This is a genomic window from Streptomyces sp. NPDC050509 (assembly GCF_044457965.1).
Lineage (GTDB): Bacteria > Actinomycetota > Actinomycetes > Streptomycetales > Streptomycetaceae > Streptomyces.
Map to the genome: position 1 here is coordinate 345364 of NZ_JBITHL010000004.1, position 16795 is coordinate 362158.

At 71.1% G+C, this 16795-nt stretch carries 19 protein-coding genes and 1 pseudogene; 11 read left to right on the forward strand and 9 right to left on the reverse strand.

Annotated elements, in window-relative coordinates; all coding sequences use genetic code 11:
• The first annotated feature begins 103 nt into the window (after positions 1 to 103).
• The 5 genes from ACIBJC_RS13990 (at position 104) to ACIBJC_RS14010 (ending at position 3498) form a co-directional block, all read left to right on the forward strand.
• Positions 104 to 514: a rodlin gene (locus tag ACIBJC_RS13990; RefSeq protein WP_399291822.1), complete on the forward strand. Its 411-nt coding sequence runs from the start codon at positions 104 to 106 to the stop codon at positions 512 to 514.
• Between the two features lie 168 nt (positions 515 to 682).
• On the forward strand, positions 683 to 1090 hold the full coding sequence (locus ACIBJC_RS13995) for a rodlin (protein ID WP_399291824.1): 408 nt from the start codon (positions 683 to 685) through the stop codon (positions 1088 to 1090).
• A 29-nt stretch (positions 1091 to 1119) separates the two neighbouring features.
• Positions 1120 to 1527, forward strand: coding sequence for a rodlin (locus ACIBJC_RS14000; RefSeq protein ID WP_399291826.1), 408 nt, complete (start codon positions 1120 to 1122; stop codon positions 1525 to 1527).
• Between the two features lie 196 nt (positions 1528 to 1723).
• Positions 1724 to 2389 (forward strand): TetR/AcrR family transcriptional regulator, encoded by a 666-nt coding sequence (locus tag ACIBJC_RS14005; RefSeq protein WP_399291828.1) that lies wholly within the window; start codon positions 1724 to 1726, stop codon positions 2387 to 2389.
• Complete coding sequence (locus ACIBJC_RS14010; protein ID WP_399291830.1) at positions 2386 to 3498, forward strand: ABC transporter permease; 1113 nt, start codon at positions 2386 to 2388, stop codon at positions 3496 to 3498. Before ACIBJC_RS14005 ends, ACIBJC_RS14010 begins: the two co-directional genes overlap by 4 nt.
• Here ACIBJC_RS14010 and ACIBJC_RS14015 read toward each other — a convergent pair.
• From ACIBJC_RS14015 to ACIBJC_RS14030, 4 genes are all read right to left on the reverse strand, one after another.
• A complete protein-coding gene (locus ACIBJC_RS14015) occupies positions 3480 to 5114 on the reverse strand; it encodes an alpha-L-fucosidase (RefSeq protein ID WP_399291831.1) in 1635 nt (544 codons plus the stop codon). The two genes, ACIBJC_RS14010 and ACIBJC_RS14015, sit on opposite strands and share 19 nt — an antisense overlap.
• Positions 5111 to 7054 (reverse strand): family 20 glycosylhydrolase, encoded by a 1944-nt coding sequence (locus ACIBJC_RS14020; protein ID WP_399291833.1) that lies wholly within the window; start codon positions 7052 to 7054, stop codon positions 5111 to 5113. The genes ACIBJC_RS14015 and ACIBJC_RS14020 overlap by 4 nt, the downstream gene beginning before the upstream one ends.
• A gap of 124 nt (positions 7055 to 7178) precedes the next feature.
• Positions 7179 to 8180 (reverse strand): hypothetical protein, encoded by a 1002-nt coding sequence (locus ACIBJC_RS14025; RefSeq protein WP_399291835.1) that lies wholly within the window; start codon positions 8178 to 8180, stop codon positions 7179 to 7181.
• The gene (locus ACIBJC_RS14030) at positions 8177 to 8560 is read right to left on the reverse strand and encodes a PadR family transcriptional regulator (RefSeq protein WP_399291837.1); all 384 of its coding nucleotides are present in this window, start codon (positions 8558 to 8560) and stop codon (positions 8177 to 8179) included. The genes ACIBJC_RS14025 and ACIBJC_RS14030 overlap by 4 nt, the downstream gene beginning before the upstream one ends.
• Positions 8561 to 8704: 144 nt before the next feature.
• On the opposite strand from ACIBJC_RS14030, the gene ACIBJC_RS14035 reads away from it, so the two are divergent.
• Positions 8705 to 9508: an exodeoxyribonuclease III gene (locus ACIBJC_RS14035; protein ID WP_399291838.1), complete on the forward strand. Its 804-nt coding sequence runs from the start codon at positions 8705 to 8707 to the stop codon at positions 9506 to 9508.
• 50 nt (positions 9509 to 9558) lie between these two features.
• On the opposite strand, the gene ACIBJC_RS14040 is transcribed toward ACIBJC_RS14035, so the two are convergent.
• The 4 genes from ACIBJC_RS14040 to ACIBJC_RS14055 form a co-directional block, all read right to left on the reverse strand.
• Complete coding sequence (locus ACIBJC_RS14040) at positions 9559 to 9681, reverse strand: hypothetical protein (protein ID WP_399291840.1); 123 nt, start codon at positions 9679 to 9681, stop codon at positions 9559 to 9561.
• Between the two features lie 300 nt (positions 9682 to 9981).
• Positions 9982 to 10179: a hypothetical protein gene (locus tag ACIBJC_RS14045; RefSeq protein WP_399291842.1), complete on the reverse strand. Its 198-nt coding sequence runs from the start codon at positions 10177 to 10179 to the stop codon at positions 9982 to 9984.
• Positions 10180 to 10240: 61 nt separating this feature from the next.
• Positions 10241 to 11455, reverse strand: a complete 1215-nt coding sequence (locus ACIBJC_RS14050; protein ID WP_399291843.1) for a helix-turn-helix domain-containing protein — start codon at positions 11453 to 11455, stop codon at positions 10241 to 10243.
• 189 nt (positions 11456 to 11644) lie between these two features.
• On the reverse strand, positions 11645 to 12181 hold the full coding sequence (locus tag ACIBJC_RS14055; RefSeq protein ID WP_399291844.1) for a recombinase family protein: 537 nt from the start codon (positions 12179 to 12181) through the stop codon (positions 11645 to 11647).
• A gap of 7 nt (positions 12182 to 12188) precedes the next feature.
• Here ACIBJC_RS14055 and ACIBJC_RS14060 point away from each other — a divergent pair.
• Positions 12189 to 12305, forward strand: a pseudogene (locus ACIBJC_RS14060) (exodeoxyribonuclease III); the annotation flags it as partial.
• A gap of 19 nt (positions 12306 to 12324) precedes the next feature.
• On the opposite strand, the gene ACIBJC_RS14065 reads toward ACIBJC_RS14060, so the two are convergent.
• The gene (locus ACIBJC_RS14065) at positions 12325 to 12966 is read right to left on the reverse strand and encodes a MerR family transcriptional regulator (protein WP_399292334.1); all 642 of its coding nucleotides are present in this window, start codon (positions 12964 to 12966) and stop codon (positions 12325 to 12327) included.
• A 165-nt stretch (positions 12967 to 13131) separates the two neighbouring features.
• Between ACIBJC_RS14065 and ACIBJC_RS14070 the strand changes: the two genes are divergently transcribed.
• The 4 genes from ACIBJC_RS14070 to ACIBJC_RS14085 all read left to right on the forward strand — a co-directional run bounded on the left by ACIBJC_RS14070 (position 13132) and on the right by ACIBJC_RS14085 (position 16789).
• Complete coding sequence (locus ACIBJC_RS14070; RefSeq protein WP_399291846.1) at positions 13132 to 14682, forward strand: flavin-containing monooxygenase; 1551 nt, start codon at positions 13132 to 13134, stop codon at positions 14680 to 14682.
• On the forward strand, positions 14679 to 15581 hold the full coding sequence (locus ACIBJC_RS14075; protein ID WP_399291847.1) for an alpha/beta fold hydrolase: 903 nt from the start codon (positions 14679 to 14681) through the stop codon (positions 15579 to 15581). The genes ACIBJC_RS14070 and ACIBJC_RS14075 overlap by 4 nt, the downstream gene beginning before the upstream one ends.
• Positions 15578 to 16504 (forward strand): SDR family oxidoreductase, encoded by a 927-nt coding sequence (locus ACIBJC_RS14080; RefSeq protein ID WP_399291849.1) that lies wholly within the window; start codon positions 15578 to 15580, stop codon positions 16502 to 16504. The genes ACIBJC_RS14075 and ACIBJC_RS14080 overlap by 4 nt, the downstream gene beginning before the upstream one ends.
• Before the next feature lie 105 nt (positions 16505 to 16609).
• Positions 16610 to 16789, forward strand: coding sequence for a hypothetical protein (locus ACIBJC_RS14085; RefSeq protein WP_399291850.1), 180 nt, complete (start codon positions 16610 to 16612; stop codon positions 16787 to 16789).
• Positions 16790 to 16795: the final 6 nt, after the last annotated feature.

The window sequence follows — 16795 nt, forward strand, 5'->3', positions numbered from 1 at the left end:
CGGTAATAGGCCATTGGAGTGAAGGGCCAGAACCAAACCGGTGGTGTGGAGTTGCACAGGGGGCCCCGGGGATTTTGGGGCATCCTTCAGAAGGGGACTCATCGTGATCAAGAAGGTTATGGCCGGCGCGGCTGTCGCCGCCTCCGTCGTCGGCGTCTCCGCCGCCGCCGCGGCCCCGGCACTCGCCATCGCCAACGACGGCGGCACCACGTCGTTCAGCGGCAACGGCGCGGACCAGTGGTACGGCAACTCGGCGACCTACGGCAACATGAGCCCGCAGATGGCGCTCATCCAGGGCTCGCTCAACAAGCCCTGCATCGCCCTGCCCGCCAAGGCGAACGTCGGTTCGCTCCTGGGCCTGGTGCCGATCTCGGTCCAGGACCTCAACATCCTGTCCTCGCCGCAGAACCAGCAGTGTGTCGAGAACTCGACGCAGGCGAAGGGTGACGAGCCGCTGTCGCACATCCTCGACGACATCCCGATCCTGTCCGGGAACGGCGTCGCGAACAACTGAGGAATCGGCCGTCAAGGCCGGGCTGTTGCTGTTCTCCGCGACGGTCCGGCCTTTTTATCTGCCGGTGCGGTACTCCATTAGGGGGAACCGCAGAAACTAATCCCCCCGTAAGTAGTTGAACACAATGGATTCCACCGGTGGAGTCCGACTTTCCGGAAAGGCATTTAAATGAAGAAGCTGTGGGCAACCGCTGCTGTAGCCGCCTCCCTCGTCGGTGCGACGGCCGCCATGGCGTCGCCGGCGCTGGCCATCGCCGATGACGGTGGTACGACCTCCTTCAGCGGCAACGGCGCCGAGCAGTCCTTCGGCAACGCGGTGACCAAGGGCGACCTGAGCCCCCAGCTCGGTCTGGTCCAGGGGTCGCTGAACAAGCCCTGTGTCGGACTTCCGCTCAAGGCCAACGTCGGTTCGCTGATCGGTCTCATCACGGTCGCCGTCCAGGACGTCAACGTGCTGTCCTCCCCGCAGAACCAGCAGTGTGTCGAGAACTCGACGCAGGCGAAGGGTGACGAGGCGCTGTCGCACATCCTCGACGACATCCCGATCCTGTCCGGCAACGGCGCCGGCAACCACTGAGAAACCGACTTTCCGGAAAGGCATTCACCATGAAGAAGCTGTGGGCAACCGCTGCTGTAGCCGCCTCCCTCATCGGTGCGACGGCCGCCATGGCGTCGCCGGCGCTGGCCATCGCCGATGACGGTGGTACGACCTCCTTCAGCGGCAACGGCGCGGACAGCTCGTTCGGCAACGCCGTGACCAAGGGCGACATGAGCCCCCAGGCCGGTCTGATCCAGGGCACGCTGAACAAGCCCTGCATCGGTCTGCCGATCAAGGCGAACGTCGGCTCGCTCATCGGCGCCGTGCCGATCGCGGTCCAGGACATCAACGTCCTGTCCTCGCCGCAGAACCAGCAGTGCACGGAGAACTCCACCCAGGCCAAGGGTGACGAGCCGCTGTCGCACATCCTGGACGACATCCCGGTCCTGTCCGGGAACGGTGTCGGCAACCACTGACGCTCCCACGGAGGCCCGGTCCGGCGGTACGCACCGCCGGACCGGGCCTTTTGGCGTGTGCGGGGGCGTGCGGGGCTCCCGGGTGCCCGGGGTCACTTTGCATACATCACGTATCGGATACATGATGTATCCGTTGGTCCCTGGCGCACATCGCCACGGACCCCGGCCGGCCGGAGCGCGAGAAAGGGTCCCTTCCATGCCGAAGTCACCGACCAAACGCCGCCCCCGTACGGTCGCCTCCCTGACCGGCAGCGCGCTGGCGCTCTTCACCGAGCACGGCTTCCACGCCACCTCGATCAGCGACATCGTCGAGCGCGCCGGGCTCACCCGGGGCGCCTTCTACTCCAACTACCGCGACAAGGACGAGCTGTTCCTCGCGCTGTACGACGCCCACGCCGACCGCCTGCTGGCCGGTCTGCGGGACGAGGCCGCCCGGCTGGACCCCGGAGAGGACCTGGTCGACGGGCTGCTGGCGTACACGGCGGACCGGGCCGCCCGGGAACGGCAGTGGTTCCTGGTCTCGATGGAGTTCACGCTGCACGCGGCCCGCACCCCCGCCGTGGCCGAGCTGCTGGCCGTCCACGAGGAACGCCTGGTCCAGGGGGTGTCCGGGATGATCACGGAGACCCTCGCCAGGACCGGGCTGCGCCCCGCGATCGACCCCGCCGACGGGGCCCGGCTGCTCATCGCCCTGTTCAAGGGCATCAGCGCCCTGGAGCCCGTCCAGGGGCCGCGGGGGCTCCGGGGCACCGACGGACTGTCGCGGCGGATCGCCCCGTACCTCGTCCGCGCGCTGACCACGGCGGCCGACCCCGGGGCCACCCCCCACCCGAACGACGCCGAAGGAACCCCCGAGCGATGAGCACCGACCTGTCCGACCCGCCCGAGCCGTCCATATCCACCGCCCCACCGGCGCCCGGGTTCACCGCCGAGCTGCGGGACGCGCTCAGCGCGCGCGGGGTGCTGCTCGTCGTCGGCGGTCTGGTCCTCCAACTCGCCTTCATCCTGTCGTACATCGGGGCGTTCCACGCCCCCACCCCGCACCGGATCCCGCTCGCCGTCGTGGCGCCGGAGCAGGTCTCCGCGCAGACCGTCGACCGGCTGAACGCGCTGGACGGCGACCCCCTCGCGGCCCGTGCCGTCAAGGACGAGGCCGCCGGGCGCGCGCTGATCCACGACCGCACCGTCGACGCCGTACTCCTGGTGAACCCGCAGGGCACCGAGGACACGCTGCTCGTGGCGTCCGCGGGCGGGCCCGCCGTCTCGTCCGCGACCACCCAGATCATCGAGAAGGCCGACGCGGCCCAGAACCGTACGGTCACGACCGACGACATCCTGCCGCCCGCGGCGGGCGACGGCCGGGGGCTGTCCTCGTTCTACCTGGCCATCGGCTGGATCGTGGGCGGCTATCTCGCGGCGGCCATCCTCGGGGTCGCCTCCGGGGCCCGGCCGGCCAACCCGCACCGTACGGTCATCAGGCTCGGCGTCCTCGCCGTGTACGCGGTGGTCTCCGGTCTGGGCGGCGCCCTGATCGCGGGGCCCGTACTCGGGGCGCTGGACGGCCACTTCGCGCGGTTGTGGGCGATCGGCGCGCTGACCGTCCTCGCCGCCGCCGCGACCACCGTCGCCCTCCAGATCCTGCTGGGCGTCATCGGTATCGGTGTGACGATCCTGGTCTTCGTCGTGCTGGGCAACCCCAGCGCGGGCGGCGCGTTCCCCAGCTCGCTGCTGCCGCCGTTCTGGCGGGCCATCGGTGACTACATCCCGACCGGCGCGGGCACCACCGCCGTACGCAACACCGTCTACTTCGGCGGCAACGCGCTCGCCGGGCCGCTGTGGGTGCTGGCCCTCTACGCGGCGGCCGGTACCGGCATCGCGGTGCTGGCCTCGGTCCGCCACCGGCGCGGGGAGACCGCACCGGTGGCGGAGAACGGGACGGATGTGCGGGAGCGTCAGAGCGTGGAGCGGTAGAGGCCGAACTCCGCGATACGGGCCGGCCGGCGGGAGCCGAGGATCCGCAGCCGCCAGCGCCGGGCCGTGACCGGGGCCGGCAGGAGCAGGATGCGGCTCGCACCGACCGTGCCCGTACGGGCGACCTCCGTCCAGCCGGCCGTCGATTCGGCCTCGACCACGGCCCGTTCGACCTGCTGGCCGTGGCGGATGTCCTCGGCCAGCCGGATCCGGTCGACGGCCGTGGGCGCGCCCAGGTCCAGGGTGAGCGTCCCGGCGGACGGTGCCGGGGCGGTCCACGAGGTGTCCGGGTCGCCGTCGACCGCCAGGGCGGGATCGCGGCCGTCGCCCCGGGCGCGGGCACCCCGGGCCAGGTCCGCGGGGAGTTCGCGGCGCACCCGGTCGGCGAAGGCGCCGAGGACCGCGACATCCGCCGGGTCGAGCCGGCCCTGCCGGTCGGGCGGGACGTTGAGCAGGAGGACGGCGTTCCGGCCGACCGACCGGAAGTAGAGGTCGGTGAGCTGCTGGGCCGTCTTGGGGCGCTCTTCCGGGTGGAAGAACCAGCCGGGGCGGATCGACACGTCGCACTCGGCGGGCCACCACTGGAGGTAGTCGGTGTCCGGCTGGGCACGGACCAGGGCGTCGCGGCTGCCCTGGTCGGGGGTGTCGTACGAGAGGGCGAAGTCGGTGCGGCCGTTCGGTACCGCCGTGACGGGGACGGTGCTCCACTCGTTCTCGCGGGCCGAACCGTCCTCGTTGCCGACCCAGCGGACATCGGGCCCGGAGACGGCGATGGCCGCCTGCGGGGCGAGGGCGCGGATCAGCGCGTACCAACTGTCCCAGTCGTAGACCTCGACGTGTTCGGGCGGGATACGGCCCTGGGCGCCGTCGAACCAGACCTCGTCGACCTGGCCGTACTCGGTCAGCACCTCGTAGAGCTGGTTGAGCATATGGGCGCCGTAGTCGGTGGCGGGGAGGTGGAGGACGGGGCCGTCCTGTCCGGCGCGGTCGTCGCCGTCGACCAGGGTGGGGATGGTGCGGGGGGTGCGGGCGCTGCCGTTGGCGTAGACGCCGTGCAGGTACTGGTTCTCGTCGGCGGGGGAGATGTACACACCGACCTTGATGCCGTGGGCGCGCATCGAGTCGGCGAAGGAGCGCAGGACATCGCCGCGGCCCGCCTCCCAGGTGGAGGAGGCGACGCTGTGGGCGGTGTGGCGGGAGGGGTAGAGGACGAACCCGTCGTGGTGCTTGACGGTGAGGATGGCGAGCGAGAAGCCGCCGTCGCGCAGGGCGCGCGCCCACTGGTCGGTGTCCAGGCCGACGGGCTGGAAGACCTCGGGGTCCTCGTCGCCCGTCCCCCATTCGAGACCGGTGAAGGTGTTCACACCGAAGTGCAGGAACGCGGTCCGCTCCAGCCGCTGCCATGCTATCTGGCGCTCCGTCGGGCGCAGGCCCGCGGCCTTCGCCACGAGCTGGTCGGGGGTGTCGCCGGGGCCGACGGGGACACGTGCGGCGCTCTCGTCCGTGACGGCTCCCGCGGTACGGCGGGGGGCCGCCTGCGCGGGGGCGTACGGGAGGAGCGGTACGGCGCCGAGTGCGCCGAGGCCCGCGGCGAACGGGCGTCTTCCCAGGGTCATGAGCGGTTCCCCTTCGGCTGCTGAGGTGTGTTCGGCTGCTGTGGTGGGGCGGCGGTGAGCGTCCAGACGGTGGGCGGGCGCTGGTCGGGCGGGTACTGGACCCACCGTCCCTCGGCGGTGAGGACGACGGACATCCGGGTGATCGCGTGGGTGAGGTGGAACCCGCCAAGGACCGTGGTCAGTTGCCAGCGTTGCAGTGTGTTGGCGGCGGAACAGACCTCCTGGGTGACCGGACTGCCGGGCTCCAGCGGGGTGTTGAGGGTCAGCCTGCCGCTCCGGATCTCCGCGCACCGCCCGGTGGCGGGGTCGGTGAGGGTGACGTAGCCGTCGGCGGTACGGGTGATCCGCCGTGTCGTGGCGGGTAGTTGGCCGCCCGCGTCCCGCAGGGAGTAGGTGCCGTCGGGCAGCGGCGGGCGGGTGAGATCGGTGCGTCCCGGCGCGTACCCGGCGGCGGTGGCGCGGGCGGTGAACTCCGCGTAGGTCGGGTCGGGGCGCGGGACGCCCCAGGTGGTCTGGGCGATGTAGCGCAGCGGCAGGAACAGGCCCGCGGCGACCTCGTTCTCGGTCTCGCCGCGCCCGTTGTCGGGCCAGAGGCTGATCTTCGCGCCGGTGATCCCGGTGGCGGAGGCGACCTTCTCGCCCTCGAAGCTGCGCGGGTCCCAGCCCTGTTCGTACAGGGAGGCGGTGTTCATGTGGAAGCCGCCGCGGATGAGATAGAGGGAGTACGAGGCGTTCATGACCCGGTACCCCTGGGCGAGGAGTTCGCTGGGCCTGGTCCTGACGTTCAGCCAGTGCTCGACGGTGGTGCCCGCGGCGACGGGGACGGTGTGGTCGCCGGTCAGCCCGTCGTTCCAAATCCTGAGCTGCTTGCCCCGGGCCGCCGCGTGGGCCTGGACGCGGTTGACGAAGTCGATGAAGGCGTCCTGCGGAGTGGCGGCCGGGCCGTACCGCTCGCGCGCGTACGCCAGGATGTGCGGGTACTTTGCGAAGTCGGAGCCGAGCATGTACTCGTCCGCGCCCATGTGCCAGACGGGCGCGGTGAAGACCTCGGCGTACTCGTCCATGAGATCGGTGTAGTACGCGAAGGCGTCCTGGCTGGTGATGTCGAGGCGCGAGGGCTGCGGGGCGCCGTCGGAGTCGGTGAGCTGGAGATCGGGCCGCCGCTCGATCCACGGGTCCATGTGGCCGGGGGAGTTGATCTCCGGGACGATGGTGATGTGGTAGCGGTCGCCGAGCGCGACGAGCCGCCGTATCTCGTCCTTGGTGTAGTAGCCCCAGGAGTTGGCCTCCGGATGGCGGTCGCTCTTCACCTTCAGCTCCAGCAGAAGCTGGTTGAGCTTCAGGTACGCCATGTCGCGGACCAGGTTCTCCAGCCAGGCCGGGGTGATGTGGATGTAGCAGGCGCAGACGCCCGCGCCCCGCTCCTCGTACGCGGGTACGTCGACGGTGCGGCCCGCCGGGATCCGGTCGGCCGTGGCGAGGAGCTGGAGCAGGGTGCGGGTGCCGTAGAAGGCGCCGGCGGCGGTGGCTCCGGTGATACGGACCCGGTCGGTGACCTGGAGTTCGTACCCCTCGGCCTTGAGCGTCCCGCTCCGCCCGGGGTCGGTCCCGATGCTGACGTCCCCGGGGCGGCCGGAGCCCCGTACGGCGGCGACGGGGACGGCGCCGCGGCCCGCCGCGCGGAGGTCCTGGGCGAGAGTGTCCGCGGTGCGGCGGGCGGCGGGGTCGTCCGGGGCGACGATCAGCCGGGTGGCGGTGGTGAAGGTGAACTCACCTTGTTCTGCTGTCCAGTTGGTGAGCGCGGGGACGGTACGTGGCGTGGTGTCCGCGGTCGCGGTGGTCGCGGGCGGGGCGCTCGCGGGCGGGGTGGCGGTCGCGGTGGGCGCGACCCCCGTGACCAGCAGCAGCGCTGTCACGAGGATCCCGGCGAGGCGGGCCATCCCTCGGATCTCTGATGAGGCGGATGTTGCTCGGGCGCGGTGGAGCATGGATACAGCACCTCCTGAGGAATCAGGTCATCCGATGTGTACCCGTCGGAGACGGCTGATGCCCCGGTGCGCGCCCTCAGGATGACGGCTTGTCCGGAACCACCTTCGCGACCCAGAGCAGGGCGACGGCGGCCACCCCGGCCGTGTTGACCCAGAACACCCAGTCGATGTCGCCCTGGGAGAGGCGCACCACCCAACTGGCCGTGATCAGCGAGCACATGACCGGCAGCCACCAGCCCGAGCGTGACCACCAGGTGCGGGGGCCCGCGTGCTCGGCCAGGTGGAGCGCGTACACCTCCACGGGCCCGAACTCCTCGGCCGGTGAACTCCCGCTCGCCGCCAGGTGGTCACGGGCCTCGGTGACCAGCTCGGCGGCGCGGCGGCGGGGCAGCTTGTGGCGTCCGCGCAGGAGCGCTTCGAGCCGGCGCAGCCACTGCTCGGGGTCGGTGGGGTCGGGCGCCGCGGTGGCGCGGGCGGCGTAGCCGGGCCGCAGGCGCACGGTCAGGGCGTGCAGCGCCACGCAGACAGGGATCAGCGCGAGGGTCGGGAAGCGGGCGATCCGGTCGTCCGGCAGCGACAGGAAGGCGACCGCGGACCCGACGACCAGCGCGGCGGCGGCGTCCCCGGCGACGGCGGCGGCCCTTATCCGGCCGTCGGCGTGCAACCCCATGCCGAACCAGGCCAGTTGTACGAGCACGGCCATCAGTGCGACCCCGCTCAGGCCCGAGACGGTCACGTCGAACCAGAGGCCGTGATGGACGAGGGTGAAGACGGCGAAGACCGCCAGCATCCCGGTGACGGTGATCAGGCCCGTGGGCCAGAACTCCGAGGGTGCCCGGAAGGCCCAGTCGCGCCGGGCCCGCTCCTCGACGGGCACCCGGTCGCGGGCCGCCTGGACGGCGAACTCCTCCGGCGAGCCGAACGCCTCCTCGGGGTGCCGGCCGGTCTCGGCGCAGTGCGCGGCGACCTCGTTCAGCACCTCGGTGATCGCGGCGCGGTCCATGCCGGGCTCGCCCGCCAGCCGGTACTCCAGCCGCTCCGTCCACTGCGCGGCGGTCCTGCTGTGTGTCTCGGTCATCGTTCCCCCTGAAGCGATCGATCGGGTGTGTGTGCCACGGGCGGTGCCTCGGTCAGCAGCCCGTGCATGAGGACCGAGAAGCGCGTCCATTCCGCCCGCTGCTCCCCGAGCCGGTCCCGGCCCGCCGGTGTGAGCGCGTACACCTTCCGGCCGGGTCCGCCCTCGCCCGGCTCCCAGTTCGCTGTCACCACGCCGTCCCGCTCCATCCGGCCCAGGACCGGGTAGAGCGCGGCGCCCTTGACCTGGCCGAAGCCGTGTTCGTCCAGTCGCTGGGCGAGCGCGTAGCCGTGGCCGTCGCCCTCGGCGAGGACGGCGGCGAGGGCGAGTTCGAGGGCGCCGCGCAGCCAGCCCGCCTGCCAGTCCACCGGTTTGCCCGGCATGCGGCCTCCCGTCATCCGTTTGTCGAGTAGCTGGTAACTCCGACTAGTTCGAATTCAGACTAGCAGGAGGTGCGGGGCCCTCCCAGGGGGTGGCCGGATAGGCTGCCCGTCTGTTCTGTGCGACGTGCGACGGAAGATGATGTTTTGTACACCGTGACCAGCGTGAATGTGAATGGGCTCCGCGCCGCCGCGAAGAAGGGCTTCGTGGAGTGGCTCGCGGCCACCTCCGCCGATGTGGTCTGCCTCCAGGAGGTACGGGCGGAGCCCCAGCAGCTCCCCGACGCCGTACGGGCGCCCGACGGCTGGCACGTCCTGCACGCCCCCGCCACCGCCAAGGGCCGCGCCGGGGTCTCGCTCTACGCGCGCCGGGAGCCGGAGGCCACCCGCATCGGGTTCGGCAGCGCGGAGTTCGACGCGAGCGGGCGGTACGCGGAGATCGACCTGCCCGGGGTCACGGTCGCGAGCCTCTACCTGCCCTCGGGCGAGGTCGGCACGGAGCGGCAGGACGAGAAGATCCGCTTCATGGACGCGTTCCTGCCGTACCTGGAGGGGCTGCGCGAGCGCGCGGCGGCCGACGGGCGCGAGGTGGTGGTCTGCGGCGACTGGAACATCGCCCACCAGGAGGCCGACCTCAAGAACTGGAAGGCCAACCGCAGGTCCTCCGGCTTCCTCCCCGAGGAACGCGCCTGGCTGACCCGGGTCTTCGAGGAGCCGGGCCCGGGGTACGTCGATGTCGTACGCGCCCTGCATCCGGACCAGGTCGGCCCGTACTCGTGGTGGTCGTACCGTGGCCGCGCCTTCGACAACGACGCGGGGTGGCGCATCGACTACCAGATCGCGACGCCGGGGCTGGCGGCGCGCGCGGTGAAGGCGTACGTGGAGCGCGCCGCCTCGCACGAGGAGCGGTGGAGCGACCACGCGCCCGTGACGGCGGTGTACGACCTGTAGGCAGGGGCAGCGGGAAGCCCCGAACGGCACGGGACCGAACGGGGCAGGGTCTATATGACCAGTCCGATGATGACTGCCACTACAGCGACCGAACATGTGATGATCGTCAGCCCGGTGACCATCAGCGCGACCATCACGCGCTCTTGCCCGTCGTCCTGGTCGTGCTCGCTCATTCGGTGCGGACCGCCAGCACGACACCGAGTGCGATGAGGCCCCAGCAGATCGCCACGCCGAATCCCCCAGCGATCCTGCCGACCCTCTGCCGCGCCGTGCGGCTCACTCGGCACGCCTCACGTCATCCGGGGGTACCAGCCACTCGGCACCCCCGCCCACGGGCCAAAGGAACGCCGTAGGACGCTTGCGGCGCTGGCCCGGGGGCTCGGCGGGATCCTCATAGTCCGGGATCACGTCGCGCAGGATGCCGACGCGCCCCGCAGCGTCCTCCACCCGAGTGCCGATATCTGCCCGCGCGATCACCCGTGACCCTCCGGATGCCGCCGCATGAAGACGTTGCAGTCGGACACGGTGGTCATGTCGCCCCCAGTACGGGCACGGTCCCGCACGTTCGCGAGTTCGGTACAGCCCGGACACCCCTCCACTGGGGTCGGCTCCAACTCCATACGTAATGGCAGTTCCACCGGCATGGTCTGGTAACGCGTCGGTTCGGTCATGTGCCGAGCGTTCCGTTGAACGGCATGGAGTTACAGGGACGGAACGTCCTACTTTCCGTAGCTAGTCGGTGACCCCCAGGAACTCGGCCAACTTGCGCAATCCCGGGGGACGCGTGGGTCCGTGCCACAGATCACCGACGATCGCGACAGCCAACGTGTGATGCCTCATCCAGGCCGGGGCAACCCTGCGCAGAGATTCCAGCGCGCGGACAGCCCCGGCGGAGTCCCCGACATCGGTATGTGCGCGGGCCACGTCGAGCAACAGCCACGTTCGCCATGAGGGCGGGATATCCCGGCTGAGACGCATACCGCGCGCCAATGTCAACGCCTCGTCCGGGCGCCCGTGCTGGACGGCCAGACGCACCCGCTCAATCCGTACAGAGGAACGGCTGAAGACTGACACCAGCTTGCTGTCCGCCGGGGGCGGAAGCGTCGCCAAACGGCCTGTGGCGGCCTCAGCAGTCACCATCATGTCGTTGGCTGTGCTGTAGTCACCATTCCGGGCGTAGGACGTGGCTGCGGACATGAGCAAGCCGCCCCACACGCGGACACCCTCCGCCGTGTCGGTGTGCTCCCGCTCCACTCCGTCAGCGACGTACACCGCCAGGTGCTGCGCGTCATCCAACCTGTTCTGCCGTTGATATGCCCACGCCACGGAGTTGGAGACCATGGCGGACAGCAAGGGATCGGAAGACATCTCCGCTGCCCCTATGGCTCTCTCCAGCGCGGACAGCGCGAGATCCGACTTCCCAAGCCGGATAGCCAGATGACCGCCCAGTTGCAGCGCCTTGCCCAATGCCGCCTGCCCGGCCGCACGCTCATCGTCGCTGCCCACGGCAGCCACAAGGCGAGCGTCCGCGATGATCCCCGGAAGAACGTCCATGAGCCGTCCGAACTCCGCGTCGTGGTAGAGCGTCCACGCAGCGGCAAGTTCAGCCCGCAGAAGGGGCAATGAAAGCCGTTCGGCGCCCGACGGCTCGGGAGGCGGGGCGAAGAGCGGCGGCATGAGCGCACGCCGGACGGCAACCAGAGAAGGGGAATCCGGCTCACCGTTCGACGACACGCCGGGTGGGTCCCCGAGTAGTGCCGTGAGTTCGACGCCAAGCCCTTTGGAAACAGCGTGAAGGGTGGGCAGCCGCGCACTGTGCTTGCGTTTTTGCTCCAACTTCCGAATCACGTCCACGGACACGCCGGAGCGCTCGGACAGCCCCTCTTGGGTGAGGTCGGCAAGGCGGCGCAGTCTCGCGATGCGGTCGCCCAAGTGATCAGTAGCCATGCGTCCGAAGCTACGCCAGAGACAGTTCCCCGGAAACGCGATCACGTTTGACACCACGCGCGGAAAGCTTGAGCAGGAAAGACCGCCCACCCCGTCGGTGAACGGTCCCTCGGGTCGGGGTCGGGTCACTCCGTTGCGCGGCTATGGCGTTCGGAGAGTCGCCGTCCAGCACCATCCGGACCATGGTTTCTATGACATCCACGCGTTCCGGGTCGGGGGGCAAGCGTCCATCCTTCGCCGTTCTCGCGCGGGACCGGTAGGTATCCGTACGGCGGCAGCCCGCCCGCGTAGCGGCCAACGGGCGCGCAGAGCGGCGTTCGCTCCTGTCACGGGTTCTTTGATGGCCTGAGACTCCATCTGCGCGGCGAACGCCAGAAGCATGATGATCAGCTTCGACGTGATCGAAGTCATGTCGGGTTCCAGGGACGCCCCACCCGGTCCCTCGGCGAATATGAGCCGCTTGCCGTGTTGCTTCGCCTGGCGCGCGAGTACCGCCATGTCGGCCATGAAACGAACCGCGCGGTCGAGCCGCCACCAGGTGATCACGTCGTGGTCGTCGGGGCGTGCCGGCCACTCGCCGAGTTCGGGCCGCTCGAACGGGGTCGTCTTGCTCGCGGACACGTCCAGATCTTCCGCATACCCGACGACCTCAGCGCCGAGCCGTTCCGCCGCAATGTCCCCCGCTTCCCGTTGCCGCTTCGGAGAAGTCGTCTCGTCCGTCTTCACGCTCAGGCGTATCGCGACGCCGGGGCTGGCGGCGCGCGCGGTGAAGGCGTACGTGGAGCGCGCCGCCTCGCACGAGGAGCGGTGGAGCGACCACGCGCCCGTGACGGCGGTGTACGACCTGTAGCCGCGCGCCCTGCGCCGCGTCAGACGGCCGGCGGGTCCGGGTCCGGGTTCGTGTGGAGGCGGCGGTCCAGGGCCATGGAGAGTTCCGCCTCCACCACGCTCCGCGCCAGCGGGCGCAGCTTCGCCGGGTCCGCCTCGGGGGCGTGGGTGTGGAGGGTGGTGGCGAAGAGGTCGGCCATCGCGTCCGCGTGGGCGCGGACCCGGCGGGCCGCTTCCAGGACGGCGGCGAGGGGGACGCCCTCGCGGACCAGGGCCGAGGAGACGTCCAGCAGACGGCGGCTGATGTGGACTATCTCGTCGCCGTCCGTGGCGAGGTAGCCGAGTTCCAGCGCCGTCGCCAGGTTCTCCGGGGTGACCTCGTCCTCGAAGTAGTCCGCCAGTTCCTCCGGGGAGAGGCGTACGGGGGTCTCCTCCGTCGGTTCGCCGAGGCCAAGGACCTCGCCGACGTCGCGCCCGCTCTCGAAGACGGTGGCGAGATCCGCGATGCCGGTCAGGGTGTGGCCGCGTTCCAGGAGGGCCGCGATGGTACGGAGCCGGGCCAGGTGGTGGTCGTCGTACCAGGCGATCCTGCCCTCGCGCCGGGGTGGCGGGAGCAGGCCGCGTTCGCGGTAGAAGCGCACGGTGCGCCCGGTGATGCCCGCCGCGCGGGCCAGCTCCTCCATGCGGTATTCCATGGCGGGCAGCCTATGTCGTACCGCCGGTAACTTGGTTCGGTCCGCCCCCTACCCATGGGTAGCCCGCTGCTCTACTCTCACCACCATGCCAGTGATTACTGGCGTGATGCGTGTGCGTCACGGATACGGCTGGGAGGGGTGGTCAGGGTGGTCATGGACCGGCGTGACGAGACCCGGCACGTGCGGGTGGCGGTGATCGGATCCGGGTTCGGCGGGCTCGGTGCCGCCGTCCGGCTGCGCCGGGAGGGGATCACCGACTTCGTCGTCCTGGAGCGCGCCGACACCGTCGGCGGGACCTGGCGGGACAACAGCTATCCGGGGTGCGCCTGCGACGTACCCTCGCACCTCTACTCGTTCTCCTTCGCGCCCAACCCCGACTGGCCGCGCACCTTCTCGGGGCAGCGGCACATCAGGGCGTACCTGGAGCACGTCGCGGACCGCTTCGGGCTCCGGCCCCATCTGCGGCTCGGGCACGAGGTGCGGCTGATGCGCTGGGACGGTGCCGCCGCGCACTGGGAGATCGAGACCTCCCGGGGGACGTTCACCGCCGAGGTCGTCGTCTCCGCGACCGGGGCGCTCTCCGACCCGAAGATCCCGGACATCCCCGGGCTCGACGGCTTCCCCGGCACGGTCTTCCACTCGGCGCGCTGGGACCACGGCTTCGACCCGCGCGGCAAGCGCGTCGCCGTGGTCGGCACCGGCGCCTCCGCGATACAGATCGTGCCCGCGATCCAGCCCGACGTGGCGAGGCTGACCCTGTTCCAGCGCACCCCGCCCTGGGTGATGCCACGCGTCGACCGGGCGATCTCCGGCGCCGAGCGCGCCCTGCACCGCGCCCTGCCCTTCACCGGGGCCGTGCGGCGCGGAGTCCTGTGGGGCATCAGGGAGTTGCAGGTCCAGGCGTTCACCAAGCGGCCGGACGAACTCGGGCTCGTCGAGTCGCTGGCCAAGGCCAACATCGCACGGGCGATCAAGGATCCGGCGCTCCGGGCCAAGCTGACGCCCTCGTACCGCATCGGCTGCAAGCGCATCCTGCTCTCCAGCTCCTACTACCCGGCGCTCGCCCGCCCGAATGTGGATCTCGTCGCCTCCGGGCTGGCCGAGGTGCGCGGCTCCACACTCGTCGCAACGGACGGTACGGAGGCGGAGGTGGACGCCGTCGTCTTCGGGACCGGCTTCCACGTCACCGACATGCCGATCGCCGAACGCGTGGTCGGCGAGGACGGCGTCACGCTCGCCGAGTCGTGGAAGGACGGCATGGCGTCGCTGCGCGGCGCGACCGCCGTCGGCTTCCCCAACTGGATGACGATCGTCGGCCCCAACACCGGCCTCGGCAACTCCTCGATGATCCTCATGATCGAGTCCCAGCTCGCCTACATGGCCGACTACCTGCGGCAGTTGGACGGTCTGGGCGGGCGCGGCGGAACCGGCCGGGCCGTCCTCACCCCGCGCCCCGCCGCCGTGGCGGCCTGGAACCGGCGGGTGCAGGAGCGCATGCGGCGCACCGTGTGGAACACCGGCGGCTGTACGAGCTGGTACCTGGACGCCGGCGGCCGCAACACCACCATCTGGCCCGGCACCACAGGGGAGTTCCGGCGCGCCACCCGCCAGGTCGACCTCGCCGAGTACGAGGTGGGCCGCGCCGGCCCGGGGGTGCCCGGACAGAGAGCCGCGACGACGAGGAAGAAGGAGGCCGCGCGATGATACGGCCGCACACGGAACGCGAACTGACCGCCATATCCGCCGACGGCACCCCTCTCCACGTCGAGGTCCACGGCGAGGCCGGCCGCCCGGCCGTCGTCCTCATACACGGCTGGGCCTGCTCGGTCGAGTTCTGGTCCGCGCAGCTCGCGGAGCTGGCCGCCGACCACCGGGTGATCGTCTACGACCAGCGCGGGCACGGCCGTTCGGCGGTGCCCGACCCCGCGCACTCCGCCGGATACGGCACCGAAGCCCTCGCCGACGACCTGGAGGCCGTACTCCGCCTCACCCTCGGACCGGGCGAGCGCGTGGTGCTCGCCGGGCACTCCATGGGCGGTATGACGCTGATGGCCGCCGCCCGCAGACCCGCCTTCCGGGAGCACGCCGCCGCCGTACTGCTGTGCAGCACGGGCAGTTCACGGCTGGTCGCCGACTCCCGGGTCGTCCCGCTGCGCGAAGGGCCCGTACGGACCCGGATCACGGCGGCCCTGCTCGCCTCCTCCCTCCCGCTGGGGCCCGTCACGCTGCTGTCGAAGAAGCTGCTCCGGTACGGGACGATGGGGGCGGGCGCCGCGCCCGCACGGGTCGCGGAGTGCGCCAGGGTCGTCCACGCGTGCCCGCGCGTCGTCCGGGTCGCCTGGGCGAAGGTGCTCGGCACGCTGGATCTCGACGACGAGGTACGGGAGCTGCGCGTACCCGCCGCCGTCGTCACGGGCGCCGACGACCGGCTCACCCCGCCCGTCCGCTCCCGCGCGCTCGCCGCGACACTGCCCCACTGCACCGGGCTCACCGTGCTCACCGGGGTCGGGCACATGACACCGGTGGAGGCGCCGGAGGCGGTCACCGACGGTGTCCGCGCCCTGGTCACCACGTACCTGAGCGCCAAGGAGGACGTCGCATGAGGGAACCGCAGACCGGCCGCCTCGACGGGCGGGTCGCCGTCGTCACGGGTGCGGCGCGCGGCGTCGGGGAACTCCTCGCCCGCAAGCTCTCCGCGCGCGGCGCCACGGTGGTGCTCGTCGGCCTGGAGGCGGACGAGCTGAAGGCGGTCGCGGGCCGGCTGCACACCGCGTGCGGCCACTGGTACGCCGATGTCACCGACGACGCGGCGATGGCCCGGGTCGCCGAGGAGGCCGTCGAGCGCTTCGGGAAGGTGGACATCGTCGTCGCCAACGCGGGCGTCGCGACCGGCGGCCCCGTCGAAGGCTCCGACCCGGACGCGTGGCGGCGCGTGATCGAGGTGAACCTGATCGGCGCCGCGGTGACCGCGCGCGCCTTCCTGCCCGCGCTCAGGCGCAGCCGGGGCTACTTCCTCCAGATCGCGTCGCTCGCCGCGATCACCCCGGCGCCGATGATGAGCGCGTACTGCGCCTCCAAGTCCGGCGCCGAGGCGTTCGCGCACTGTCTGCGCGCCGAGGTCGCCCATCAGGGCGTACGCGTCGGCGTCGGCTATCTGTCCTGGACGGACACCGACATGGTGCGCGGCGCGGACCGCGACGACGTGCTGCGCGAGCTGCGGCGCCGGCTGCCCTGGCCCGCGAACCGCACGTATCCGCCCGGCCCTGCCGTGGACCGGCTCGTCGCCGGGATAGAGCGCCGCTCGCCGCACGTGTACGCACAGTGGTGGCTGCGCGGGACGCAGTCCGTACGGGGCTGCCTCCCCGGGGTGATCGCCACGGTCGGCGGACGCGAGATGCGGCGCCTCGCGCCCCGCCTGGCGGGGCGGGCGCACGGGATGGGGCAGGGGCTGGTGGGTGCGGGCGGGGCCGCAGACGAGGCGGCGCGGGGCGGTGCCAGGTCCGGGGCCGGTACGGAGCGTAACTGATCGAAATGCGCGGAATGTCCGGCCGTGTCAGGCTGGTCGAGGCCCCACTCAGGGTGCCTTCACCCGCAGACCTTCAGGCTCTCAGCCCTCAGGAGTTGACCTTTCATGGGTATTGCCGATCAGTTCAAGGACAAGGCGCAGCGCATAGCGGACCAGGCGAAGGAGAAAGCGGGCGACAAGGACGACACATCCGGTCGCGCCCCCGACGCCAAGGACCGTGTGAGCGACCCGAAGGACAAGGCGCAGAGCGCCCGTGACGAGATGGACGACCACTTCGACTCCTGAGCCCCT